Source organism: Pseudomonas sp. NPDC087612, assembly GCF_044743505.1.
Taxonomy (GTDB): Bacteria; Pseudomonadota; Gammaproteobacteria; order Pseudomonadales; family Pseudomonadaceae; genus Aquipseudomonas.
Genome location: NZ_JBIUWO010000003.1, coordinates 376377 through 399015, shown reverse-complemented (window position 1 = coordinate 399015; position 22639 = coordinate 376377). Strand labels below are relative to the sequence as shown.

The 22639-nt window shown below is 65.5% G+C and carries 24 protein-coding genes; 4 read left to right on the top strand and 20 right to left on the bottom strand.

Annotated elements, in window-relative coordinates; all coding sequences use genetic code 11:
* Positions 1–7: 7 nt before the first annotated feature.
* The 3 genes from ACIOVF_RS08075 (at position 8) to ACIOVF_RS08065 (ending at position 3154) form a co-directional block, all read left to right on the top strand.
* Complete coding sequence (locus ACIOVF_RS08075; RefSeq protein WP_045193948.1) at positions 8–1426, top strand: FAD-dependent oxidoreductase; 1419 nt, start codon at positions 8–10, stop codon at positions 1424–1426.
* 179 nt (positions 1427–1605) lie between these two features.
* Positions 1606–2667, top strand: a complete 1062-nt coding sequence (hemE, locus tag ACIOVF_RS08070; RefSeq protein WP_045193947.1) for a uroporphyrinogen decarboxylase — start codon at positions 1606–1608, stop codon at positions 2665–2667.
* Positions 2668–2806: 139 nt separating this feature from the next.
* Positions 2807–3154: a YgiW/YdeI family stress tolerance OB fold protein gene (locus ACIOVF_RS08065; protein ID WP_038997632.1), complete on the top strand. Its 348-nt coding sequence runs from the start codon at positions 2807–2809 to the stop codon at positions 3152–3154.
* A 67-nt stretch (positions 3155–3221) separates the two neighbouring features.
* Here ACIOVF_RS08065 and ACIOVF_RS08060 read toward each other — a convergent pair whose 3' ends face one another.
* Complete coding sequence (locus tag ACIOVF_RS08060; RefSeq protein ID WP_401288847.1) at positions 3222–4451, bottom strand: MFS transporter; 1230 nt, start codon at positions 4449–4451, stop codon at positions 3222–3224.
* Between the two features lie 153 nt (positions 4452–4604).
* On the opposite strand from ACIOVF_RS08060, the gene ACIOVF_RS08055 reads away from it, so the two are divergent.
* On the top strand, positions 4605–5504 hold the full coding sequence (locus ACIOVF_RS08055) for a LysR substrate-binding domain-containing protein (RefSeq protein WP_401288664.1): 900 nt from the start codon (positions 4605–4607) through the stop codon (positions 5502–5504).
* 1 nt (position 5505) lies between these two features.
* Here ACIOVF_RS08055 and ACIOVF_RS08050 read toward each other — a convergent pair whose 3' ends face one another.
* From ACIOVF_RS08050 to ACIOVF_RS07960, 19 genes are read right to left on the bottom strand one after another with little or no spacing between them, the layout of a single operon-like run.
* A complete protein-coding gene (locus ACIOVF_RS08050; RefSeq protein WP_401288661.1) occupies positions 5506–5952 on the bottom strand; it encodes an excinuclease in 447 nt (148 codons plus the stop codon).
* Positions 5953–5967: 15 nt separating this feature from the next.
* Positions 5968–6411 carry a hypothetical protein gene (locus ACIOVF_RS08045; protein WP_401288658.1) on the bottom strand — a complete coding sequence of 148 codons (444 nt, stop codon included), beginning with the start codon at positions 6409–6411 and terminating at the stop codon, positions 5968–5970.
* A gap of 25 nt (positions 6412–6436) precedes the next feature.
* On the bottom strand, positions 6437–7663 hold the full coding sequence (locus ACIOVF_RS08040) for a beta-ketoacyl-ACP synthase (protein WP_045193942.1): 1227 nt from the start codon (positions 7661–7663) through the stop codon (positions 6437–6439).
* Positions 7663–8391 (bottom strand): 3-oxoacyl-ACP reductase FabG, encoded by a 729-nt coding sequence (gene fabG / locus ACIOVF_RS08035; RefSeq protein WP_045193941.1) that lies wholly within the window; start codon positions 8389–8391, stop codon positions 7663–7665. Before fabG ends, ACIOVF_RS08040 begins: the two co-directional genes overlap by 1 nt.
* Positions 8384–8854: a hotdog family protein gene (locus tag ACIOVF_RS08030; RefSeq protein ID WP_093377133.1), complete on the bottom strand. Its 471-nt coding sequence runs from the start codon at positions 8852–8854 to the stop codon at positions 8384–8386. Before ACIOVF_RS08030 ends, fabG begins: the two co-directional genes overlap by 8 nt.
* Positions 8851–10050 (bottom strand): beta-ketoacyl-[acyl-carrier-protein] synthase family protein, encoded by a 1200-nt coding sequence (locus ACIOVF_RS08025; protein ID WP_401288653.1) that lies wholly within the window; start codon positions 10048–10050, stop codon positions 8851–8853. The genes ACIOVF_RS08030 and ACIOVF_RS08025 overlap by 4 nt, the downstream gene beginning before the upstream one ends.
* Positions 10047–10532, bottom strand: a complete 486-nt coding sequence (locus ACIOVF_RS08020) for a hypothetical protein (RefSeq protein ID WP_258608926.1) — start codon at positions 10530–10532, stop codon at positions 10047–10049. Before ACIOVF_RS08020 ends, ACIOVF_RS08025 begins: the two co-directional genes overlap by 4 nt.
* The gene (locus ACIOVF_RS08015) at positions 10529–11272 is read right to left on the bottom strand and encodes a class I SAM-dependent methyltransferase (RefSeq protein WP_045193937.1); all 744 of its coding nucleotides are present in this window, start codon (positions 11270–11272) and stop codon (positions 10529–10531) included. The genes ACIOVF_RS08020 and ACIOVF_RS08015 overlap by 4 nt, the downstream gene beginning before the upstream one ends.
* Positions 11269–12516, bottom strand: a complete 1248-nt coding sequence (locus tag ACIOVF_RS08010; RefSeq protein ID WP_045193936.1) for an NAD(P)/FAD-dependent oxidoreductase — start codon at positions 12514–12516, stop codon at positions 11269–11271. Before ACIOVF_RS08010 ends, ACIOVF_RS08015 begins: the two co-directional genes overlap by 4 nt.
* The gene (locus tag ACIOVF_RS08005; protein WP_195885477.1) at positions 12503–13663 is read right to left on the bottom strand and encodes a sodium:proton antiporter; all 1161 of its coding nucleotides are present in this window, start codon (positions 13661–13663) and stop codon (positions 12503–12505) included. The genes ACIOVF_RS08010 and ACIOVF_RS08005 overlap by 14 nt, the downstream gene beginning before the upstream one ends.
* Positions 13660–15972, bottom strand: coding sequence for an MMPL family transporter (locus ACIOVF_RS08000; protein WP_045193934.1), 2313 nt, complete (start codon positions 15970–15972; stop codon positions 13660–13662). Before ACIOVF_RS08000 ends, ACIOVF_RS08005 begins: the two co-directional genes overlap by 4 nt.
* Positions 15962–16561 carry an outer membrane lipoprotein carrier protein LolA gene (locus tag ACIOVF_RS07995; RefSeq protein WP_093377106.1) on the bottom strand — a complete coding sequence of 200 codons (600 nt, stop codon included), beginning with the start codon at positions 16559–16561 and terminating at the stop codon, positions 15962–15964. The genes ACIOVF_RS08000 and ACIOVF_RS07995 overlap by 11 nt, the downstream gene beginning before the upstream one ends.
* Entirely contained in the window at positions 16558–16983 is a 426-nt protein-coding gene (locus ACIOVF_RS07990) for a thioesterase family protein (protein ID WP_045193932.1), read from the bottom strand. The genes ACIOVF_RS07995 and ACIOVF_RS07990 overlap by 4 nt, the downstream gene beginning before the upstream one ends.
* Positions 16976–18520 carry a histidine ammonia-lyase gene (gene hutH / locus ACIOVF_RS07985; protein ID WP_401288646.1) on the bottom strand — a complete coding sequence of 515 codons (1545 nt, stop codon included), beginning with the start codon at positions 18518–18520 and terminating at the stop codon, positions 16976–16978. The genes ACIOVF_RS07990 and hutH overlap by 8 nt, the downstream gene beginning before the upstream one ends.
* A complete protein-coding gene (locus ACIOVF_RS07980; protein ID WP_045193930.1) occupies positions 18501–19439 on the bottom strand; it encodes a glycosyl transferase in 939 nt (312 codons plus the stop codon). The genes hutH and ACIOVF_RS07980 overlap by 20 nt, the downstream gene beginning before the upstream one ends.
* A complete protein-coding gene (locus ACIOVF_RS07975) occupies positions 19436–20170 on the bottom strand; it encodes a glycosyltransferase family 2 protein (RefSeq protein WP_401288643.1) in 735 nt (244 codons plus the stop codon). The genes ACIOVF_RS07980 and ACIOVF_RS07975 overlap by 4 nt, the downstream gene beginning before the upstream one ends.
* Positions 20163–21842 carry an AMP-binding protein gene (locus tag ACIOVF_RS07970; RefSeq protein WP_401288640.1) on the bottom strand — a complete coding sequence of 560 codons (1680 nt, stop codon included), beginning with the start codon at positions 21840–21842 and terminating at the stop codon, positions 20163–20165. Before ACIOVF_RS07970 ends, ACIOVF_RS07975 begins: the two co-directional genes overlap by 8 nt.
* Positions 21839–22384: a hypothetical protein gene (locus tag ACIOVF_RS07965; protein WP_195885482.1), complete on the bottom strand. Its 546-nt coding sequence runs from the start codon at positions 22382–22384 to the stop codon at positions 21839–21841. The genes ACIOVF_RS07970 and ACIOVF_RS07965 overlap by 4 nt, the downstream gene beginning before the upstream one ends.
* On the bottom strand, positions 22381–22635 hold the full coding sequence (locus tag ACIOVF_RS07960; RefSeq protein ID WP_045193926.1) for an acyl carrier protein: 255 nt from the start codon (positions 22633–22635) through the stop codon (positions 22381–22383). Before ACIOVF_RS07960 ends, ACIOVF_RS07965 begins: the two co-directional genes overlap by 4 nt.
* Positions 22636–22639 lie beyond the last annotated feature (4 nt).

The following is a 22639-nucleotide window of genomic DNA, read 5'->3' as shown; positions in this document are numbered from 1 at the left end:
ATTGAAAATGGCTGAACGTCTCAGCAATGACTTCCAGTTCATCGAGGTCGGGCGCAAGGATCCGAAGAAGAAACTGTTGCGTCAACGCAAGAAAGAGTTCGTGGAAATCTACGAACCCTTCAAACCCCAGCAATCGGCCGAGCAGGCCCACCGCTGCCTGGGTTGTGGCAACCCGTACTGCGAGTGGAAGTGCCCGGTGCACAACTTCATCCCCAACTGGTTGAAGCTGGTTTCCGAAGGCAACATCCTCGCCGCCGCGGAGCTGTCGCATCAGACCAACACCCTGCCGGAAGTCTGCGGCCGGGTGTGCCCGCAGGACCGCCTGTGCGAGGGTGCCTGTACCCTTAACGACGGCTTCGGCGCGGTGACCATCGGTTCGGTGGAGAAGTACATCACCGACACCGCCTTCGCCATGGGCTGGCGCCCGGACATGTCCAAGGTCAAGCCGACCGGCAAGCGCGTCGCCATCATCGGCGCCGGCCCGGCCGGCCTGGGCTGCGCCGACGTACTGGTGCGCGGCGGGGTAACCCCGGTGGTGTTCGACCGCAACCCGGAAATCGGCGGCTTGCTGACCTTCGGCATCCCCGAGTTCAAGCTGGAAAAGACCGTGCTGAGCAATCGCCGCGAAGTCTTCACCGGCATGGGCATCGAGTTCCGTCTCAATACCGAGGTGGGCAAGGATGTCAGCATGGAGCAACTGCTCGAGGAATACGATGCGGTGTTCATGGGCATGGGCACCTACACCTACATGAAGGGCGGCTTCCCCGGTGAAGACCTGCCGGGCGTGCACGATGCCCTGGACTTCCTGGTGGCCAACGTCAACCGCAACCTGGGCTTTGAAAAGTCGCCGGAAGATTTCGTCGACATGAAGGGCAAGAAGGTCGTGGTCCTCGGTGGTGGCGACACGGCGATGGACTGCAACCGCACCTCCATCCGCCAGGGCGCCAAGGCCGTGACCTGTGCCTACCGTCGTGACGAGGCGAACATGCCCGGCTCGCGCAAAGAGGTGAAGAACGCCAAGGAAGAGGGGGTGAAGTTCCTCTACAACCGCCAGCCGATCGCGATCGTCGGGGAAGACAAGGTCGAAGGTGTGAAGGTGGTCGAGACCCGTCTCGGCGAGCCGGACGCCCGTGGCCGCCGCAGCCCCGAGCCGATCCCGGGTTCCGAAGAGATCATCCCGGCCGATGCCGTGGTCATCGCCTTCGGTTTCCGTCCGAGCCCGGCGCCGTGGTTCGAGCAGTTCAGCATCCAGACCGACAGCCAGGGCCGCGTGGTGGCGCCGGAGAAGAACACCTACAAGCACCAGACCAGCAACCCGAAGATCTTCGCCGGTGGCGACATGGTCCGCGGTTCCGACCTGGTGGTGACGGCGATCTTCGAGGGGCGCAATGCCGCCGAGGGGATCTTGGATTACCTGGGCGTCTGAAACAGCTTCGCGGGACAAGCCCGCTCCTACAGAACCTGTGTAGGAGCGGGCTTGACCCGCGATGAATTCAACAAAATCTATTGACCTGTCACAAGTCGATAGACAAAAGGCACGGTTGATACCGTGCCTTTTACGTTGGGCTCTGAGAAAATGCCCCCACTTTTTTTCCGGATGCCGACATGACTGCCTTGAAGAACGATCGTTTTCTGCGCGCCCTGCTCAAGCAACCCGTAGACGTCACCCCGGTGTGGATGATGCGCCAGGCCGGCCGCTACCTGCCGGAATACCGCGCCAGCCGCGCCAAGGCCGGCGACTTCATGAGCCTGTGCATGAACCCGCAGTTTGCCTGCGAGGTCACCCTGCAGCCGCTGGACCGCTACCCGCTGGACGCCGCGATCCTGTTCTCGGACATCCTCACCATCCCTGACGCTATGGGCCAGGGCCTGTATTTCGAAACCGGCGAAGGCCCGCGCTTCAAGAAGGTCGTCAGCACCCTGGCCGATATCGAGGCGCTGCCGATCCCTGATCCGCAAAAGGACCTGGGCTACGTCATGGACGCGGTCAGCACCATCCGCCGCGAGCTCAACGGCCGCGTGCCGCTGATCGGCTTCTCCGGCAGCCCCTGGACGCTGGCCACCTACATGGTCGAAGGCGGCTCGTCGAAAGACTTCCGCAAGACCAAGGCCATGCTCTACGACAACCCGCAAGCCATGCACCTGCTGCTCGACAAACTCGCGCAGTCGGTCATCAGCTACCTCAACGGGCAGATCCTCGCCGGCGCACAAGCGGTGCAGATCTTCGACACCTGGGGCGGCAACCTGTCGGCGGCGGCCTACCAGGAGTTCTCCCTGGCCTACATGCGCAAGATCGTCAGCGGCCTGATCCGCGAGCACGAAGGGCGCAAGGTGCCGGTCATTCTCTTCACCAAGAACGGCGGCCTGTGGCTGGAAAGCATCGCCGATGCCGGCGCTGATGCCCTGGGCCTGGACTGGACCTGCGACATCGGCGAAGCCCGTCAGCGCGTCGGCAGCAAGGTTGCCCTGCAGGGCAACATGGACCCGACCGTGCTGTACGCCAAGCCTGAGGCCATTCGTGCCGAAGTCGGGCGCATCCTCGCCAGCTACGGCAAGGGCAGCGGTCATGTGTTCAACCTTGGCCACGGCATCACCCCCGAGGTTGATCCGGAGCACGCCGGCGCGTTCATCAACGCTGTGCACGAGCTGTCGGCGCAATACCACTAGTAGGCGCGGGCTTGACCCGCGATTGCGACCTGACTGAACCAGCGCAATCGCGGGGTAAGCCCGCTCCCACAGCCATTAAGGTTCAATTCAGCCTGCCTGGGTAATCTGGCTCCATCGAAACCCAGACAGGATCTTCACCATGAAAACCCGTTACCTCGCTCTGCTGCTTGCCCCGCTGTTCAGCACCGCTGCCCTGGCCGCCGGCTACACCGGCCCTGGCGCCCAGTCGGTGACCACGGTGGCCGCCGCTAACGACGCCGCTGACGACACCCCGGTTGTGCTGCAAGGCTACGTCATCAAGAAAGTGAACAACGATGACAAGTACGAGTTCAAGGACACCACCGGCACCATCACCGTCGAGATCGATGACGAAGACCTGCCGCCGGTGGCCTTCAACGACAAGACCAAGGTCAAGCTGACCGGTGAAGTCGAGAAGCACCTGATGAGCCGTGAAGTGGATGTCGACCTGGTTGAAGTGATCAACTGATCCAGTGGCAGGCCAGCTCCTGTGGGAGCCGGCCTTGCCGGCGATGGGCCGCGCAGCGGCCCTGAGCTCAAGCCTTGGCCGGCAACCGGCTCAAGTGCACTGCCACCAGCAACGCCACCACCAGCAAGCTGCTGATGAACAGGCCGATGCCGTTCCACCCCGCCTGATGCCAGAACACCCCGCCCGCTGTACCCGCCACACTCGACCCCGCGTAGTAACTGAACAGGTACAACGACGACGCCTGGCCCTTGGCCTTGGTCGCCCGGCGGCCGATCCAGCTGCTGGCCACCGAATGCGCGCCGAAAAAGCCGAAGGTGAACACCAGCATGCCGACGATAATCAGCGCCAAGGGGCTGAGCAGGGTCATCAACAAGCCGCTGAACATCAGCAAAATGGTTGCCCAGAACACCTTGCGCCGGCCCAGCTTGTCGGCCAGGGCGCCGATCTGCGCCGAGCTGTAGATGCCCGACAGGTACACCACCGACAGCAGCCCGACCAGCGCCTGGCTCATGTGATAGGGTTCGGCCAGCAGGCGATAGCCGATGTAGTTGAACAGGGTGACGAACGCGCCCATCAGCAGGAAGGCTTCGAGGAACAGCCACGGCAGGCCAGCATCGCGAAAGTGCAGGGTGAAGCCATCAAGCAGGCTGCGCGGGTGCAGCGAGCGCGGGCGGAAGTTGCGCGATTCGGGGAGGATCTTCCAGAACACCGCCGCAGCAATCAGCGCCAGGCCACCGATCACCAACATCGCCGTGTGCCAGCTGACAAAGTCGATCAGCACCCCGGTGATCAACCGCCCGCTCATGCCGCCGATGGCATTGCCACCGATGTACAGGCCCATGGCCAGGCCAATGTGCTGGGGGTGGATCTCTTCGCTCAGGTACGTCATGGCTACCGCCGCCAGGCCGCTGAGCGACAACCCGAGCAGCGCGCGGGTCAGCAGCACGCCCTGCCAGCTGGGCATCAGGGCGCTGACGATGGTGCACAGCGCGGCGCAGAACAGGGCGAAGACCATCACTGGCTTGCGCCCGATGCGGTCGGAAATCGGCCCGGTGATCAGCAGCCCGAAGGCCAGCATGCCGGTGGACACCGAGAGGATCAGGCTGCTCTGCGCGGCGCTGATGGAAAATTCCTGCGACAGCAGCGGCATCATTGGCTGCACGCAATACAGCAGGGCAAAGGTGGCAAAGCCGCCGCAGAACAGCGCCAGTACGGTGCGCAAAAAGGCCGGAGTGCCTTTTTCGATCCAGCTTTCATTGAGGGTGGCGACGATTTCGTCGAGCGGAGCAGGGGGCAGTTCGTGGGCGTGTGGCGCAACAGCAGTTTTCACGGGGGACCTCGGGGGCGCTACGGCCTGTCAGGCAGTGAAAAAAGCATATAGCTGGCTAATGATCATTTCCAATATATTGTTCGACCTGTTTAAGAGGTTTTACGACCTATTGGAGCCGCCATGGAACTGCGTCACCTGCGCTACTTCATTGCCGTCGCCGAAGAGCTGCATTTTGGCCGGGCGGCGCAGAACCTGGGGATCTCCCAACCACCGTTGAGCCAGCAAATTCAGGCCCTGGAGCAGGAGCTGGGGGCGCGCCTGTTCGAGCGTACCAATCGTCGGGTCGAGCTCAGCGAGGCCGGGCGGCTATTCCTTGAAGAGGCGCGGCTGGTGCTGGCGCAGGTCGACAAGGCCGCCGATGTCGCCCGGCGCGCGCAATTGGGCGAACTGGGCGAGATGAAGATCGGTTTCACGTCATCGGCGCCGTTCAATTCGAGCATCCCCAAGGCCATTCACGCCTTTCGCCAGCGCTTCCCGGCCGTGCACCTGAACCTCAAGGAAATGAGCAGCCGCGACGTGGCCGATGCCTTGCTCGACGAGTCGATCGAAGTCGGCCTGATGCGGCCGTTGGCGTTGCCCGAGAGCCTGAATGCCGTCGAGCTGTTTCGCGAGCCGCTGGTGGCGGTGATCAATGCCGCTCACCCGTTGGCCGAGGGCAGCGAAGCCGGGGTGCACATGGCCGAGCTGGCCCACGAACCCTTTGTGTTTTTTCCGCGTAGCTACGGCAGTGGCCTGCATGCGCAACTGCTGAGCCTGGCGCGTCAGGCCGGGTTCAGTCCGCATTTTGCCCAGGAGGCGGGGGAGGCGATGACTATCATCGGCCTGGTGGCCGCGGGGTTGGGGGTGTCGGTGTTGCCGGCCTCGTTCCAGCGCATGCGTATCGATGGCGTGGTGTACCGGACCCTGCTCGACGACGACGCGGTGACGGCGGTATGGCTGGTGCAGCGCCGCGCTGCGCCGTCGGCGATGGCCAGGGCGTTTGCCGAGCTGTTGACCCGGCAAGCCCTGTTACGCAGCTGAGTTACTGGACCTTGGCCAGGTCGCCCTTCAGCGCAACGCCCGCCATGACTGCGCCGGCGTGGCATTCGTAGGTGGTGGCGTCCTTGCGCTCGTTGCGCTTGTAGTAGCTGCTGATGTTGGTCACGGCGTTGGCGCCGACCTTGCGCGCGGCGTCCTGCATGGTCAGCAGCGCCGATTGCAGGGCCCATTCACAGGCCGCTTCGTCAGTCTTGTTGAAGGCGTTGGTCTTCTTGTTGGTGATCGCCGCCGGGCTGACCACGGTGACCTTGCCTTTTGGCTGCACGCCGGCCAGGTAGAACTTCACCGAACCGTCGAGCTTGTTCTCGGCGGTCATCTGCGCCACGACTTTCTCGAACGGCAGGTAGTGAGTGGTGTCACGGGCCTGGCTCAGGCCGGGCAGGGCGCAGAGCAGCAAAGTGGCGGTGGCGGTCCAGGTTTTCAGACGCATTGTGTCGTTCCTTGATTATTTGACAGTGTTCGAGTGCTGTTCGTTGATGGCGCGTTGCACCATGTTTTGCGCTTCCATCCTGTTCAGCTCTTGCAGGATGCTTTTGTCGAGGTTGTTCACCCAACGGTTGTAGTTGCGGTGAATCTTGCCGTTCTTGTAGCCCAGTTCGCGACTGTCGCGGTAGTTGATGCGAAAGTTGCTGACGCTGTAGCGGATGTCGATGGCGGCATAGAAGGTATTGCGCACCAGGATGTCGGCCTGGATCAGGTTCGGGCTGACCGTGCGTGCGGTCCAGCCGCGCTCGGCGACGGCCTCGAGGATGGCCTGCTGAACTTGCTCGTGGCTGTAGTTATGGCCGACCACAAGTTGCTCTTGCGGGGTCAGTACCGGCTTTGAGGTACAACCAGCCAGGCCCGCCAGGGCCAGGCCGAGGACAGCGGCGCGAATCAATGAAGACATTCCTTTCTCTCCAGCAGGTTTGAGGTCAGGTCCAGCGACGGAAAATCAGCGAGGTGTTGACCCCGCCAAAGGCGAAGTTGTTGTTCATCACGTAGTCATGACTCATGCTGCGAAACTCGCCGCACAGGTAGTCCAGCTCGCCGCAGCGCGGGTCGATGTGCTCAAGGTTGAGGGTGTGCACATAGCGGTCGCTGTTCATCATCTCGATGCTGAACCAGGACTCCAGCGCGCCGCAAGCACCGAGGGTGTGGCCGAGGAAGCTTTTTTGCGAGCTGATCGGCATGCGCGGGCCGAACAGGCTGCTGGTGGCCAGGGTTTCGGCGATGTCGCCCTGCTCGGTGGCGGTGCCGTGGCCGTTGACGTAGCCGATGGCAGCCGGCGTGAGGTTTGCGTCTTCCAGCGCCAGCTCCATGGCCCGGCGCATGGTCGCCTGCTCCGGGCGGGTGGTGTGCTGGCCGTCGGCGTTGCTGCCAAAGCCGACGATCTCGGCATAAATGTGCGCGCCCCGGGCCAGGGCGTGCTCGAGCTCTTCGAGCACCAGCATGCCGCCGCCTTCGCCGATCACCAGGCCATCGCGACCGCTGTCGTAGGGGCTCGGGCTCTTGTGAGGGGTGTCGTTCTTGAGGCTGGTGGCGTACAGCGCGTCGAAGACCATAGCCTCGGTCGGGCACAGCTCTTCGGCGCCGCCGGCGAGCATCAGCGGCAGGCGGCCGAACTTGATCGCTTCGTAGGCATAGCCGATGCCCTGGCTACCGCTGGTGCAGGCGCTGGAGGTCGGGATCAGGCGCCCGGTGAGGCCGAAGAAGATACTGATATTGGCTGCGGTGGTGTGCGGCATCATGCGCACGTAGGAGTTGGCGTTGAGGCCTTCGGCCACCGAGTTGAGCAGCATGTTGCCGAACGCCTTGATCTCGTCGGTACTGCCGGTGGACGAGCCGCAGGCCACGCCCATGCGCCCGTCGCGGATCGACGGGTCGTCGAGCAGGCCGGCGTCGCCCAGGGCGTTCTGCGCTGCCGCCACGGCCAGGCGCGAGACCCGACCCATGCTGCGCAGCTGCTTGCGGGTCCAGCCGCTCGGCACCTTGAAATCGTCGATGGGGCCGGCCAGGCGCGTATTGAGCTCCTCGAAACGGTCCCATTCATCCATGCGGCGAATGCCGCTGCGGTTGCTGGCGAAGTTGCCGGCAATGGTCTGCCAGTCGCTGCCCAGCGAGGTGATACCGGCCATGCCGGTGACGACCACACGTTTCATCAGCACAGGCCTCCGTTGACCGCCAGCACCTGACGGGTGATGTAGGCGGCTTCGGCCGACATCAGGAAGTTCACCGCGCCGGCGACTTCTTCCGGGGTGCCCATGCGTTGTGCCGGGATCATCTTCAGCAGCTCTTCAACCGGTACGTGCTCATCGAGCATGGCGGTATCGATCAACCCCGGGGCAACGCAGTTGACGGTGATCTTGCGCTTGCCCAGCTCGATTGCCAGGGCCTTGGCGGCGCCGATGACGCCGGCCTTGGAGGCGCTGTAGTTGACCTGGCCACGGTTGCCGATCATGCCCGACACCGAGGTGATGCAGACGATGCGCCCGGCTTTGCGCCGGCGGATCATCGGCATCATCAGCGGGTGCAGGACGTTGTAGAAACCGTCGAGGTTGGTGCGCAGCACCTGGTCCCAGTCGTCCTCGGTCAGCGCCGGGAAGGCGCCGTCGCGGGTCAGGCCGGCGTTGCAGACCACACCGTAGTAGGCGCCGTGGGTTTCTACGTCATCAGTGAGGATGGCCGCGCAGGCGGCGCGGTCGGCGACGTCGAACTGCAGCACGCGGGCTTGCTGGCCCAGGCCCCGGACTTCTGCGGCAACGGCGTCGGCTTCACTGCGCCCGTTTCGGCAATGCAGGACCAGGTCGAAACCGGCGTGCGCCAGGCGCAGGGCAATGGCCCGGCCAATGCCACGGCTGGAACCGGTGACCAGGATGGTGTCAGTCATGGGGGGACTCCTCAGGGCCCGCTTCGGCCAGGTAGCTGGCCACCTGCGGCGGGCGAAAAACGTTCAAACGGGCCATGGCATGGATGCCCGGGCCGCGCAGGTGACACTCGAACACGCCCATGCCGTTGTCGTCTTCGAGCGAGCGCAGGGCATGGATGCGCAAGTGGGCACCGGCAGGGAAATGTTCGACATTGCATTCGAATTTACGCGTGCCGAGCAAAAAGCCCAGCTCCACCGGCTGGCCTTGCTGGCGCGCGCGGCAACCGGCATAGGCGGCCACGCTCTGGGCCATCAGCTCGATGCCGACCCAGGCCGGCAGGCTGCCGTCGGCGCGGTTGAACAGGCCGCCGGGGCGTACGGTCAGGTGGGTATGGATCTGCTCTTCATCGAACGACTCGACCTGATCGATAAGGATCATGTCGCCGGCGTGCGGCAGCAGTTCGGCCAGTGGCCAGGTGATCATGGGGTGTCTCCGAGAATCAGGCTGACATTGTTGCCACCGAAGGCGAACGAATTGCTCATCAAGCGTCGCGGGCCGCTGGCCGGCAGGCGCTGGCTGGCATCGGCCAGGTTCAGGGCTGGCAACTGCGGGTCATCGACGCCATCCCAGACATGCGGCGGCAGGCGCCCTTCGGTATTGCCGGCGGCCAGGCTCAGCCAGCAGAACGCCGCTTCCAGTGCACCGGCGGCGCCCAGGGTGTGGCCGGTCATCGGCTTGCTCGACGAGCAGGCCAGCTGGCTGCCAAACAGTTCATGCACGGCCAGGCTTTCCATGGCGTCGTTGTGCCGGGTGGCGGTGCCGTGCAGGTTCAGGTAGTCGATGTCTTGTGGTTGCAGGCAGGCATTGTCCAGCGCCTTGCGCATGGCCTGCAAGGCGCCCTTGCCGCCGGGCTCTGGCGCCGAGATATGGTGCGCATCGGAGCTGGCACCGGCACCGAGCAGGGCAATGCCGGGGCCTTCGTGGTTGGCATTGCGAGTCATCAGGAACAGCACCGCGGCTTCGCCGATATTGATGCCGTTGCGGTTGACCGAGAACGGGTTGCAGCGCTCGGCGCTCACCGCCTCGAGGGCGCTGAAGCCGTTGAGGGTGAGCTTGCACAGGCTGTCGACACCACCGCAGATCACCGCATCGCACAGCCCCAGGTCGAGCAGGCGCCGGGCGCTCATCAAGGCCCGGGCGCTGGAAGTGCAGGCGGTGGAAATCACATAGGCCGGGCCGCTCAATTGCAGCCAGTCGGCAAGGAAATTGGCCGGGGCGCTGAGCTCCTGCTGGGCATAGTCGTAGCTGGGCGAAAATTGTTGCTCGCGCAGGTAGTGGGCGATGCCCTCGCTGGCCTCCTTGATGCCCGAGGTGCTGGTGCCCAGGACGATACCGATGCGCTGGCGGCCAAAGCGGGCGATGGCCGCTTCGATCGGGGCGCCGATCTGCAGGCAGGCGTCGTACAGCAACTGGTTGTTGCGGCTGTGATGGGCCTGCATCTCGGCTGGCAACGTAGGCAGCTCGCCTTGCACGCCCGCCACCGGTAGGCTGCGGTCCGGCACCCAGCCGTCTTCCACGCGCATCCCCGAGCAGTCGCCGGCAAACAGTTTGCGGGCAACTTCGGCCTGGCCGCGCCCCAGGGCGCAGACCAGGCCCAGGGCATTGAGGTAAGCGGTCATGGCGTGTTCTCGCTGGGCAGTGGGCTGACTAGATAACGCAGGCCCTGGCCCAGGTTCAAGGTGAAGTCGTCGGCTTGTCGGTAGTCGACATGCCAGCGCTCACCCAGCCAGCGTTGCTGGCCTTGCTGGCGGGCGCCGGGGTAGAGCGTTTGCACCTGCTCGGCCGGGGTCATGGCGAACAGCAGGGCGGCGAACAGTTCACGGGCACCCGGGTTGGGTGGCAGCAGGCCATCGGCGTGCCACTGGCCGTCGTTGAGCAACTGCCGTGCTTGCGGAATGCCCAGCAAGTCCAGCAACGACCAGCGCAGGCTGGCGTCTTCGCGCTGGATCACCAGCAGCCAGTCCTGGCTTTGCCCCGCCTGTTGGCGCTGAATATGCAGCTGCATCGGCAGCGTCAGCGCCGGCATTTGCGTGGGCAGCGGCACCCGGCTGGCGCAGGCGCTCAGCAGGGCAAAGGCGAGGATCAGCAACAGGCGTTTCATGCACTCGGCTCGGTGGGGTTCAATGGTTTGCGCGCCACCACGTTGACCAGGGTTTCTTCGCGCTGGCCGACGGGCGGCGGCTTGCGCAGGCCGAAGCGTTCGAGCAGGCCGAAGTCGCTGGAACGGCTCCACCACAGGTACGGGTAAGAGACATTCTGCGCGCCGAATTCGAAGCCCTGGTCGCGCAGCATCTGCAGGTACTGTTCGGCGCTTTTCTGTACATGCATGGGGTGACGGAACAGCCAGCGGATCACCCAGGTGTCGATATAGGCTTCGGTAGACTCGGCGAACAGCAGGTAGCCGCCGGGCTTGAGTACCCGGTAGAACTCGGCCAGGGCCTTTTCCTGCTCGACCAGGTGGTGGAAGGTCTGGTGGCAAAAGAGCATGTCGACGCTGTTGTCGGCAAACTGCAAGGCCGCGCAGTCACTGCCGCGCAGCTCGACATTCAGCCCCAGGCGCCGGGCCTCGGCCTGGCTCAGTTCGAGGCTGTGCGGGTCGGCGTCGGTGCCCAGCAACTGGCCGGGGCTGAACACCTGCTGCAGGTACTGGAACGACTTGCCCTGGCCGCAGCCGGCATCGAGCAGCACCGGTGCTTGCGGCAGCGGCGCGTCGAACAGCCGGCGCAGGTCGTTGATCGCCACCCGCAGCACGTGATGCTGCCAGGTATGGCTACGCAGGAACCAGAAGCCGAAGCGGGTTTCCTCGACGTAGCTGTCGCTGAGGAAGGGTTGTTGGCTCATGCTGCCGTCCTTGCACAGACTTCGGCGAGCATGCGCAGGCGCCGCTTGGGCTCGGCCACGAACGGGTTGCGCGGGTCCCAGGCATAACCGGCGAGGATCGAGCTGATCATCGCGCGGATTTCCGGCGAGCTGGCCGGGTGGTAGATGACGTCCTGGAAGCTGCCGTTGTACCAGCCTTCGACATAGGCGCGGAAGGTATCGACGCCGCGCTTGAGCGGCTCGGCGAACTCGCTCTGCCAGTCGACGTTTTCACCTTGCAGCTGGCGGTGCAGCACGCCGGCGGCCATGCTCGCCGAGCGCATGGCGATGGTCACCCCGGAGGAAAACACCGGGTCGAGGAATTCGGCGGCGTTGCCGAGCAGGGCAAAGCCCGGGCCGTGCAGGGTCTTGACGTTGGCCGAGTAGCCGCCGATGGTTCGCGCCGGGGTGTCCCACACGGCGTTGGCCAGCACCTTGGCCAGGCTTGGGGTCTGGGCGACGAAGTCTTTCAGGCAGGCATCCAGGTCAGCCGGCGCGGCGGCAAAGTGCTCGGCGGCGGCGACCACGCCCAGGGAGCAGCGGCCGTTGCTGAAGGGAATGGTCCAGAACCAGATATCGCGGTGCTGCGGATGGGTGGTGATGAGGATTTTTTCGCGGTCGAACGCCGGGTGGTCGATGCGGTCTTCGATGTGGGTGAACACCGCCTGGCGCACCGGAAAGCTCGACGGCGCTTCGAGGTCCAGCAGGCGCGGCAGGACGCGGCCATAACCGCTGGCATCGAGGACAAACTCAGCTTCGACGCGGTACTCGCTGCCATCCAGGCGGCGCACGCGCAGCTGCGGGCGGGCACGCTCGAAGTCGGCGGCGATGATCTCTTCTTCGTAGCGGATTTCCACGCCCTGGGCGGCGGCCTGGTCGGCCAGCAACTGGTCGAACTGGGCGCGCTGGACCTGGAAGGTGCTTGGCTTGCCGTTGCTGAAGGTGTCGCCAAAATCAAACGCGCTGTATTCCTCGCCCCAGGCGAAGGCCGCGCCGTTCTTGCGCTGGAAGCCCGCGGCTTCGAGGGCCGGGAGCATGCCGGCTTCCTCGACGAAGTCGATGCAGTGCGACAGCAGGCTCTCGCCGATGGAAAAGCGCGGAAAGCGCTGGCGCTCGATGATCAGTACGTCGTGGCCATTGCGCTTGAGCAAGGCCCCGGCGATGGCGCCGGACGGACCGGCGCCGATGATCAATACCTGCCGTTGTTGCAGTTCAGTGTTCGGCATAAGGCCTCCTTGCCGGTTGGGCAGTCTTCAATGGAATCCGGTGCAGGCCGGCCAGCGCGGGCATCAGCGTGGCGACCAGGCTCATCAGCATCAGCGCGAAGTACAGCGCCGGGCTGATCAGCTGTTGTTGCAGCAGCAGGTTGAGAAAGACGATCTCGCTCAAGCCGCGAATATTGAGCAGCAGGCTCTCCCGCCATTTGCTCGCGCCGGCGAACGACGGCGTCGCCCAGCACAGGCCCAGCCAGTTGCCGAGCAGCTTGCTGACGATCGGTAACAGCAGCAAGGCACTCAACTGGATGGCATCGAAGCCTTGCAGCACGTTGTGGATATCGATCTGGATGATGCCGAAGGTCATGATCAGCGGGATGGCGATGCCGTTCTGCAGGCGTTTTATCCACAGCGCCGACAGCGGCATGTGCAGTGGCAGCTTGAGCCAGGCCAGGCAGCACAGGTAGCCGATACCGAAGATCAACGCATTGAGGCGGTAGTGCTCGGCAACGAACAGCAGGGCGAAAAAGCCCAGGCTGTAGACCCACGGCCGGCGCAGGCCAAGGGCGTAGAGCGGCAGCGGCAGGCAGGCGCCCAGCACGGGTAGCAGCAGGCTCACGGGGTCGAGGCTGCCCTTGCCCAGGCCAAACAGCAGCCAGCAGGTCAGGTCGATAAGGATCGCCGACTGCATCAGCCGGCGGGTCGCTGCAGGCGGATAGTCGATGTTGCGCAGGTACAGGTAGAGCACCGGAATGGCGGTGATGGCGAACACCAGCCCGAGCGCCAGGGTGGTCAGCCAGGGCTGCGTCGGCAGCAGCAAGGCGCCGCAGGCCAGGCCACAGGCAAAGGGCACCAAGAAGCTCGGCAGGGCGATCTTCAGGCTCTGGCGGTCGAACTTCAGTTCCACCACGTCAGCCAGAATATGCCCCAGCAGCAGGGCGAAACTCAGGCCATACAGGGTTTTCAGCCAGGACGGCGCCACCAGCGCAGCGCCACTGAGCTGCCAGTGCGGCTCGACCCAGAACAGCATCAGCAGCGGCAGGCCGAGGGTCGCCAGCAACAACTGGCTGACAATCGGGATCAGCCCCAGGCGCCGGCCCAGCTCGCTCGCGATCCAGAACAGTGCCAGGGCCAGGACCCAGAACAACACGATACTCATGCCGCCTGTTCCTTGTGGCCGGTGGCAGCCCAGGGCGCCAGGACAAAACTGAAGGCCAGGCCGAGGCTCACCGCCAGGCCAAAGTTGCTCACCGCCGGGGTGCTCGACACCGCCAGCAGGCCGAACGACAGCCAGGTGGTGGTCGCCGCCAGCAGGGTGCCGAGCAGGCTCACGGCGGCGCCGCCGATTTGCTCATGCATGAGGATCGCGTAGTCGACGCTGATGGCGGTCACCAGCAGCAGGCCGAACAGGCTGAACAGGGTCAGCGGCTGGCCCAGCCAGCCCAGGCAGGCCAGGCTGCACAACGCGGCGAGTAGCGGCAGGGCGACGATGCGCAGGGCACCGCCGAGGCCGAACGGCAGGATCAGCAACACCACGATCAGCGCGCACGACAACAGCTTGAGCTCGGCGGCGCTGACCTGGGTGGCGGCAAACACCCGGTTGAGGTCGCCGAGGCGGTCGACCAGTTGCACGCCGTCGAGGTCGTCGGCTTGCAGGCGCAGCAATGCCGGATCGTTCAAGCCCTGGAGGCTGACGATGGCGGCCACGCCCTGGCCATCGGCGCCCAGCCACAGGGTGCGCCAGGGCTCGCCCAGCGGGCCGCTGAGGGCGTGATCGATGTCGAGGGTAGGCAAGGCCTGCACTTTTGCCAGTTCCGCCTGTAACGCGCTTTGCGGTACGCCCAGGGCCAGCAGCGGCTGCAGTGGCAGGCTGCCCAGTGCATCGCGTACCTGTTGCTGCTCGGCAGGGCTGGCGACCAGTTGGCTGAGGGCCATGTAGCCCTTGAGCTTGTCGGTTTCGACCAGTTCATCGAGCCGCGTGCTCAGCGCTTGCAGGCGACCCAGCAACTGCGTCTGGTCGGCGCCGCGAACCAGGTAGAACTGGCTGGTGGGCTGGTAACCGGTGATGCGTGCCACGGCCTGGGCTTCTTCGAGCAGTTGCGGCGGGCTGCCGACCCACTGGCGGATGTCGTTGCGGCTGTCCAGCTGCCACAGGCCCGCCGCGCAAAACAGGATCAGCAGGCCGAGCAACACCGGGCTTGGCACCTTGTTCAGTAGCTTCAGACGCAGGTCCACCAACCATTGGGCAATGCGCAGCGGCCATTGCGCCGGCTGCAGCTCGATACCCTTGAGCAATGCCGGCAGCAGGCACACGGCGCTGAGGTAGGCGCCGACCAGGCCGGCGGCGGAAAACACGGCGATCTGGGTCAGGGCCGGGAACGGCGTGAAGGCCAGGGCCAGGTAGCCGATGCAACTGGTGGCCAGGCTCAGGCTCAGGCCCGGCAAGGTCAGCCGCAAGGCCGGCCAGGCACGCCAGGGGCGCAGGCTCCAGCTCTTGGACAGGTAGTGCAGCGGGTAGTCGACGGCGACACCGATCAGGCTTGAGCCGAGCACCAGGGTCATCACGTGCATCTGGCCGAACAGCGCCACGCAGGCCACCGCACCGAACAGCATGCCGACCAGCACCGGCATGAACGCCAGCAACACCCGCAGGCGCCGGAACGCCAGCAGCAACAGCAAGAGGATGCCGACCGTGGCGCCGCCGCCAACCCAGGTGATTTCCTGGCTGGCCTGGCGCTGGCCGTTGGCGGCATACAGCAAGCCGCTGGCGGCCAGCAGGCGGGCGCCGCGCTGCCCGGCTTCAACCCGGCTGGCGGCGAGCAGGTCGGCGACCTGCAGCGGCAGTTGCAGGTCGAACGCATTGCCCAGGGTGCGCGCGCGCAGCAGCACCCAGTGCTGGCCGTCGGCCTCGGCCAGCAGCGCGCCGCTGGCGGTGTCCAGTTGTACCGCAGCAGGGCGTGGCTGGCTGTTCTGGATGCGCCCGGTCAGGCCCAGCCAGTCGTCCTGGCTGGGCACCAGGCTGAAGCCGGCAAAGGGATCGTAGAGGCTCTGCACGCGCTGCTCGATAAAGCCTTGCGGGTTATCGACCAGGCTGCTGCGGTCGGCGCGCGAGAGCATCGCCAGGCGCCCTTGCAGCAACTGCTCGCGCAGTGCCTGCAGGTCGGTTTGCAGGCTCCACTGGACCTTCTCGAACAGGCCGCTTGCCTGCCATTGCCCGGCCAGGCGCTGGGCCAGGGCGATGGCCTGGTCACGCTGGGGATGGCCGACCAGCACCAGCATCTCGCGGTTCAGCGGCTCCTGCATGCGCTGTTCGGCGCGTTGCACCAGCGGGTCCTGGGTGGCGCCGGGCACCAGCGTCATCAGGTCGGCAGACAACGGCGCGGCGCGGTGCCATTGCCAGCCGGCGAGGGCCAGCACAGCGATCAGCAACAGCAAAAACAGCCTTGGCAACAGGCGCTCACTCGGCAAAATCGCGGCGCTCCGTGTCGGTCAGGCTGGCGCTGCTGCTCGATGGCATGCGCAGCACCGTGCTGTCGCCCTGGGTTTCCAGCAACTGGATGCGTTCGACGTAGCGCCCGCCCTCGATATCGATCTGGCTGAACACCTGCTTGAGCAGCAGCGAGCGCGGAGTCAGGCGCAGTTGCCAGTGCTGGGCATCGCCTTGCAGGCTCAGCTCGAAGTCACGCTGCAGGCCGCTGCTGTCGCCTTGCAGCACGGCGAAGAACAGGCGGTTCTGCTCGGCGCCGGCGCTCTTGCCCGGCAGCATCTGCCAACCGGACGGGTCGCGGCGGGCGATGCCCTGGGCGTTGAGGCGGTAGTCCTGCTTGAGCGGCGTTTGCAGCAGCCACAGCAGGCCATGGTCACGGGCGAGCACGAACTGGCCTTTGCTGACCAATGGCTGTGGCAGGGCGCGCAGGTGCTTTTCCTGGATGAACGGGCCCTTGATGACCGCAGGTTCGCCCAGTTGCTTGCTCAGGTCATCGAGGCCAAAGGCGTGGGCCAGGGTGCAGCTGGCCAGCAGGCCGAGGCACAGCAGGCCACGCAACAGCGTCTTCATGGCAGCACCTTGTTCACAGCGTCGATCATCACCTGCGGCGAGGCCAGTTGCATCTCGCCGCTGGCGATCTCGACCGCGACCTGCACCGAGCTGGCGCGGGTCATGCGTGCGCCAGTGACGGCATCGCTGATCAGGTAGTTGATCTTAAGGCGGTTCTCCCACTCCACCAGGCTGGCGCGTACGTTCAGGCGCTGGCCGAAGGTGGCGCCACGCACATAACGCAGCTGCAGGTCGATCACCGGCCAGGCGAAGCCGGAGGCCTGCATCTGCAGGTAGTTGTGTTCGAGCCTGTCGAGCAGCGCGCAGCGCGCTACCTCGAGGTATTTGACGTAATGGCCGTGCCAGACCACCAGCATGCTGTCGACATCGAAGAACGGCACCAGCACTTCGCTATCGACGTGCAGCACTCCCTGACTACGCATGCAGCCTCCAGTGTTGTTCGGCAATTCGGCTCAGGCACAGGCGCAGGTCGCCTTCCAGGGCACGGTCTTCGATGACCGGGGCGAAGTCTTCGAGCAGCGCGGCATGCATCTCGGCCAACGCCGGCGGCAGGTCGCGGGCGTCGGCTTCGCGGCCGCGCAGCCAGACACCCTGGTTGGCCGCCAGCAAGGTCGCGGCGGCAACCTGTTCGGTCAGTTCGAGCGTGCGCAGGGCATCGCGGGCGGCGATGGTGCCCATGCTCACTTTGTCCTGGTTGTGGCACTCGGTGGAGCGCGAGAATACGCTGGCCGGCATGGTGTTCTTCAACGCTTCGGCAGTCCATGCGCTGGCGCCGATCTGCACCGCCTTGAAGCCGTGGTTGAGCATCGCCCGCTCGGCGCTGGCGCCCGACAGGTTGCTCGGCAGGCCATGGTTGTAGCGGCTGTCGACCAGCAGCGCGAGCTGGCGGTCGAGCAGGTCGGCGACATTGGCCACCAGGTTCTTCAGGCTGTCCATGGCGAAGGCGATATGGCCGCCGTAAAAATGCCCGCCGTGCAGCACGCGTTCGGCTTCGGCGTCGATGATCGGGTTGTCGTTGGCACTGTTCAGTTCGGTCTCGATAAAACCGCGCAGCCAGCCCAGGCTGTCAGCCAGCACACCGAGCACATGCGGTGCGCAGCGCAGCGAGTAGCGGTCCTGCAGGCGGTGCAGCGGCGCGGTCGGTGCGTCGATGGCCAGATCCTGGCGCAACCAGGCGGCCACCTGCATTTGCCCCGGGTGGGGCTTGGCGGCGAACAGGCGCTCGTCGAAGTGCTCCGGGTTGCCTTGCAGGGCGACCACGTTCAGCGCGGTGATGCGCGTGGCCAGCTTGAGCAGGTAATCGGCGCGGGCGAAGGCCAGGCAGGCCAGGCCGGTCATCACCGCGGTGCCGTTCATCAGCGCCAGGGCTTCCTTGGGCCGCAGCACCAGCGGCTGCCAGCCCAGTTCACGATGGACGTCGGCGGCGCTGCGGCGCTCGCCCCGGTACAGGACCTCGCGCTCGCCCGACAGCGTGGCGGCCACGTAGGACAGCGGCGTCAGGTCGCCGCTGGCGCCCACCGAGCCTTCCTGGGGAATCAGCGGCAGGATGTCGTGGGCAAGAAACGCCTGCAGGCGCTCCAGCAGCTCGACGCGCACCCCGGACACGCCATGGCACAGCGACTGCAAGCGGGCGGCCAGCACCGCGCGGGTGGCCGGTGCATCGAGCAATTGGCCGAGGCCACAGCCGTGGAAGGTGTACAGGTGCTTGGGCAGCGCTTCAACATGCTCCAGCGGCACCGCCACCACGCACGAGTCACCGTAGCCGGTGGTCACGCCGTAGATTACCCCTTCCTTGTCCAGCAGCGAGTCGAGGAACTGCGCGCCACGGGCAATCCGCGCGCGGTACTCGGCGTCGTCCTGCAGGCGGGTTTCGGTCTGGCGATTGGCCAGGGCGAGGACGTCTTCGATTGCCAGCGGCAACGCGCCGAAGGTCACGGGCTTATGCGGATGCATCGTCATCGGTCTTCCAGAAAGGGTAGAAATTGAACCATTGCTGCGGCGCTTGCAGGCAATAGTGGCCCAGGCGCTCGGCATAGCGCCCGGCCCAGTCGGCGATCACCTGATCGCGCTGGCCGCGGCGCCATTCGATGGCCTCGGCGAAGGGTTCGAGAATCACCTGGTAGCGGCCTTGCTGCTTGAGGCAGAAGAACAGGTTGAGTCGGCACTTGAGCAGCCCGGCCAGTAACCACGGGCCTTGCGGGAAGGCGGCGCGGTGGCCGAGAAAATCCGTCTCGACCGTGCGCGCGCCATGCAGTGGCACGCGGTCACCGGCAATCGCCAGCCATTCACCGCGGTCCAGGCGCTGGCTCAGTTGCAGCATGATCGCCGGGTCCAGCTCGCTGACCTGGATCAGGCGCAGGTTGCTCGCCCCCGATTCACCGAGCAGGCGATTGAAGCGTTCGGCGTGCTTGGTGTGCACCAGCACGTTCATGGTCACTTGCTCGCCGAGCTCGGCCAGGGCGCGGCAGACTTCAAGGTTGCCCAGGTGCGCGCCGACCAGCATCTGCCCGCGCTCGGCGCGCAGTTGAGTGCGCAATTGCGCCGGGTCGACGATTTCGATCTGCTCCAGGCGCAGCTTGCCGTTCCACACGTCGAGCTTGTCCAGCAGGGCCTCGGCAAAGGCCATGAACTGGCCGAACACCCGCCGCTGGCTGGGGCGCAGGCCGGCTTGCCCGCTCCAGTCGGCCAGGCGCTGCTGGTATTGCCAGATGCTCTGCCGGGCGCGGCGGCCAAACACGAAGAAGTACAGGACGATGCCATACAGCACCGGGCTGAGCAGGCGTCGGCCGAGCAGTTTGATACCGAAGGCGGTCAGCTTCATCAGCCAGAAGCTGCCGCGCTCCTGGTGGTCGGCCCAGTGTTGTTCGCCGTTGCTCATGCCTGCCACCGCCGCCAGAGGATCGCCGGGGCACGCAGCAACATGCCGAAGAACAGCTTGGTGTGCATCTTCGAGATCAGTGCGTTGTCGTGGAACAGGCGAAAGTGCGAAAGGCCATCAGCCGGGTAATGCACCTTGGTCGGCAGCCAGCGCATCGGCTGGTTGCGCCAGGCCAGGCGCACGAGGATCTCCGGGTCGAAGTCCATGCGCTTGCCGAGCTTGACCGCGTCGATCAGCGCCAGGGTCGGCGGCAGCGGGTAGACGCGAAAGCCGCACATCGAATCGGGAATCTGCAGCGACAGGCTGTTGATCCACACCCATACGTGAGTCAGGTAGCGCGCGTACAGGCGGCCTTTGGGCACGCTGGCGTCGTACTGTGGATAACCGCAAATCAGCGCCTGTGGATAAGCCTGCGACTGCTGCAGAAAACGGCTGACATCGGTCAGGTCGTGCTGGCCGTCGGCATCCACCTGCAGGGCATGGCTGAAGCCCAGGCGCGCCGCTTCGCGCAGGCCGGCCATGACCGCGCCGCCCTTGCCCTGGTTGACCTGCAATGTCACCAGATAAACCTGCTGCTGTTCGGCCAGCTGGCGCAGCACGGCGGCGCAGGCCGGGCTGCTGGCGTCGTCGACCAGTACGCAAGGCAGGCCGGCTGCGAGCAGGTCGGCAACTACCGCTGGCACCGCCAGTTCGTGGTTGTACACCGGGATCACCGCGCAGGGTTTATTCACCGATGGCCTCCAGCACGATGCGGCCGCTGGAGCAGGCTGCCCCGGCATTGCTGTAGGCAAAGTAGAGCTTGCCGCGCTCGGCATCGAAGCGCAGGGTCAGTTGCAGCGGGTCGCCGGGGCGCACCAGTTGCTGGAACTTCAGCACTTCCATGCCGGCGAACTGGCGTGGCCGGTCGAGCAGTTGTTGCCCGAGCGCCAGCGCCCAGTCGACCTGGACTACCCCCGGCAGTACCGGCGTCTGCGGGAAGTGGCCGTTGAAATAGGCAAGGTCTGCCGACACCGCCAGTTGCAACTGCAGTTCGCCATTGACCTCGGCCTGGCTCAGCACTTCCGGGCCTTTGGGCCGTGGTGCCAGCAGCAGGGCTTCGAGTTCGGCCTGGGGCAGTTTGCCCTGGGCGTTGAACGGCAGTTGCCGCAGCAGCCGCCAGCGTCGGGGCAGGGCCAGGGCTTCGCAGTGCTGGCTGAGGTGCTGGCGCAGGCCTTCGGTGAGTGCGCGTCGGCCCTGATTGCGCAGGGCGTGCAGGCCTGCGGCGCTGAGCACCAGCAGGGCGCCGAGGCTGGCGCGGTTTTCCTGGATCACCGCCAGGCGCGCTTCCTTGACCCAATCGTGGGCGACCAGGGCCTGTTCGAGCATTGGTAGGGAGATGCGTTTTTCTTCCAGCTTGACGATCCGGTCCAGGCGCCCGAGCAGGCGAAAGCGCCCGTCAGCGGTGAACTCGACGGCATCGGCGCTTTGCTCGATATGGCCGGGTGGCAAATAGGTCGATTCGATACGCAGCGCACCCTGTTCATTCTGGCTCAGGCGCACCTCGGCAAAGGGTTGCCACAGGCTGTCGCCCTGGCGCCAGGCAATGCCGCCGGTTTCCGAGCTGCCGAGAATTTCGCTCGGCCATTGCTGCAGGCGCTGGTGCAAGGCCTGGGCGGCGCTGGCCGGCAGCTCGCCGCCGGAGGAAAACACCCGGCGTACCGCGCTTAACGCGGGCCAGTCGAGGTTGTCGCCCATGCGTTTGAGCAGCGCCGGGCTGGCCACCCAGGCAAAGGCCGGGTGCTCGCGGCTGGCGCGCTGCAGGTCTTCGGGGAAGGGCAACTGGCGACGCACGAACGGGCGCCCGGCACACAGCGGCCAGAGCACGCGAAACAGCAGGCCGTAGATGTGCTGGGCGGCGACGCTGCCGATGATGCACGCAGCGCCCAGCTCTGTGCCCCATAGCTGTTCCAGGGCCTGCACTTCATTGGCCAGCTGGCGCAGGCTCTTGTCGATGCGCTTGGGTTCGCCGCTGGAGCCGGAGGTGCACAGGCTCAGCAGGCAAGCGTCCAGGTCCAGTTGGGCAGCGGCCAGGGGCGTTTCCAGCAGTGCATCCAGCGCAGTGTCTTGCGCCTGGTCGCTCAGCCACAGCTCGACTTCGCCTTGCCAGCGCTGGCGGGTCTGGACTTGCAGGTCGGCCGGCAGCAGCACCTGTACGCCGGCGCGCCAGGCGCCGAGCAGGGCCACGGCCAGCTCGGCGGCGTCTTCCAGGTGCACGGCAATGCGCTTCACACCACGGCGCTCAAGGCCAGCGGCCAGTTGCAGGGCTTGCTGGCGCAGGCCCGCGTGGTCCAGCGCCGGGGCGAAGGTTACCGGGCGCGGCGCGTCGCTCGGGTGCAGCAGTTGCTCAAGAGCAATCCATTTCATGAGCGTCCTCGCACGCGTTGTCTTATCAGCCATTCAATGGCAAACAGCAGGCCCATCAGCCCGTAGGCGATCAGGCCGTTGTACAGGGTCCACCAGCTCAGCGGCGCCCACAGGGTCAGGGCGGCGGCGACCAGGCCGTTGGCCAGGAAGAACAGGCTCCAGACCTTGGTCACCTGGCGTGTGTAGTGGATCGCCACCTCGGGCAGTTGCGGCTCGCGCAGGCGCGCCAGGCGCTCGGCCACCGGCGGGCCGAATTTCAGGCTCAGGCCGAACAGGCCAAGCATGAACGCGCTGATCAACACCGGGTACCAACGCAGCAGCTGCGGGCTGTTGAACAGCGCCAGCAACGCGCAGAAGGCAATCGCCGCCACGGCCATCCAGTGCCCGCCGGGGCGCCGCGGTTCGCTCAAGGCGCGCGCCAGCCACAGGCCGCCGAGCAACAGGCCGAACTGCCAGGGGGCAAAGTGGGCCATGCCAAAATGCACCGCAAAGGGGTACAGCAGACCGGCCAGCAGCAGGCCGAGGCCGATCAGGCGTTTCATGCCGCGTTGTTGACCAGGCGGTAGACCGCCTCGACCACGTCGTTGACCGTACGTACGGCCTTGAACTCGTCGGCGGCGATTTTTTTGCCGGTCTGGCGCTTGATGTGATCGATCAGGTCGACCGCGTCGATGCTGTCGATTTCCAGGTCCTGATACAGGTTCGATTCCAGGCTGATGCTGGCCGGGTCCAGTTCGAACAGTTCGACCAGGGCATCGCGCAGGGTGTTGAAGATGTCTTCGCGGGTTTGCATGGTG

Coding starts and splice junctions, on each gene's coding strand:
- ACIOVF_RS08075 (WP_045193948.1), top strand. CDS start 8: ATGGCTGAACGTCTCAGCAATGACTTCCAGTTCATCGAGGTCGGGCGC.
- hemE (WP_045193947.1), top strand. CDS start 1,606: ATGACTGCCTTGAAGAACGATCGTTTTCTGCGCGCCCTGCTCAAGCAA.
- ACIOVF_RS08065 (WP_038997632.1), top strand. CDS start 2,807: ATGAAAACCCGTTACCTCGCTCTGCTGCTTGCCCCGCTGTTCAGCACC.
- ACIOVF_RS08055 (WP_401288664.1), top strand. CDS start 4,605: ATGGAACTGCGTCACCTGCGCTACTTCATTGCCGTCGCCGAAGAGCTG.
- ACIOVF_RS08050 (WP_401288661.1), bottom strand. CDS start 5,952: ATGCGTCTGAAAACCTGGACCGCCACCGCCACTTTGCTGCTCTGCGCC.
- ACIOVF_RS08045 (WP_401288658.1), bottom strand. CDS start 6,411: ATGTCTTCATTGATTCGCGCCGCTGTCCTCGGCCTGGCCCTGGCGGGC.
- ACIOVF_RS08040 (WP_045193942.1), bottom strand. CDS start 7,663: ATGAAACGTGTGGTCGTCACCGGCATGGCCGGTATCACCTCGCTGGGC.
- fabG (WP_045193941.1), bottom strand. CDS start 8,391: ATGACTGACACCATCCTGGTCACCGGTTCCAGCCGTGGCATTGGCCGG.
- ACIOVF_RS08030 (WP_093377133.1), bottom strand. CDS start 8,854: ATGATCACCTGGCCACTGGCCGAACTGCTGCCGCACGCCGGCGACATG.
- ACIOVF_RS08025 (WP_401288653.1), bottom strand. CDS start 10,050: ATGACCGCTTACCTCAATGCCCTGGGCCTGGTCTGCGCCCTGGGGCGC.
- ACIOVF_RS08020 (WP_258608926.1), bottom strand. CDS start 10,532: ATGAAACGCCTGTTGCTGATCCTCGCCTTTGCCCTGCTGAGCGCCTGC.
- ACIOVF_RS08015 (WP_045193937.1), bottom strand. CDS start 11,272: ATGAGCCAACAACCCTTCCTCAGCGACAGCTACGTCGAGGAAACCCGC.
- ACIOVF_RS08010 (WP_045193936.1), bottom strand. CDS start 12,516: ATGCCGAACACTGAACTGCAACAACGGCAGGTATTGATCATCGGCGCC.
- ACIOVF_RS08005 (WP_195885477.1), bottom strand. CDS start 13,663: ATGAGTATCGTGTTGTTCTGGGTCCTGGCCCTGGCACTGTTCTGGATC.
- ACIOVF_RS07995 (WP_093377106.1), bottom strand. CDS start 16,561: ATGAAGACGCTGTTGCGTGGCCTGCTGTGCCTCGGCCTGCTGGCCAGC.
- ACIOVF_RS07990 (WP_045193932.1), bottom strand. CDS start 16,983: ATGCGTAGTCAGGGAGTGCTGCACGTCGATAGCGAAGTGCTGGTGCCG.
- hutH (WP_401288646.1), bottom strand. CDS start 18,520: ATGACGATGCATCCGCATAAGCCCGTGACCTTCGGCGCGTTGCCGCTG.
- ACIOVF_RS07980 (WP_045193930.1), bottom strand. CDS start 19,439: ATGAGCAACGGCGAACAACACTGGGCCGACCACCAGGAGCGCGGCAGC.
- ACIOVF_RS07970 (WP_401288640.1), bottom strand. CDS start 21,842: ATGAAATGGATTGCTCTTGAGCAACTGCTGCACCCGAGCGACGCGCCG.
- ACIOVF_RS07965 (WP_195885482.1), bottom strand. CDS start 22,384: ATGAAACGCCTGATCGGCCTCGGCCTGCTGCTGGCCGGTCTGCTGTAC.
- ACIOVF_RS07960 (WP_045193926.1), bottom strand. CDS start 22,635: ATGCAAACCCGCGAAGACATCTTCAACACCCTGCGCGATGCCCTGGTC.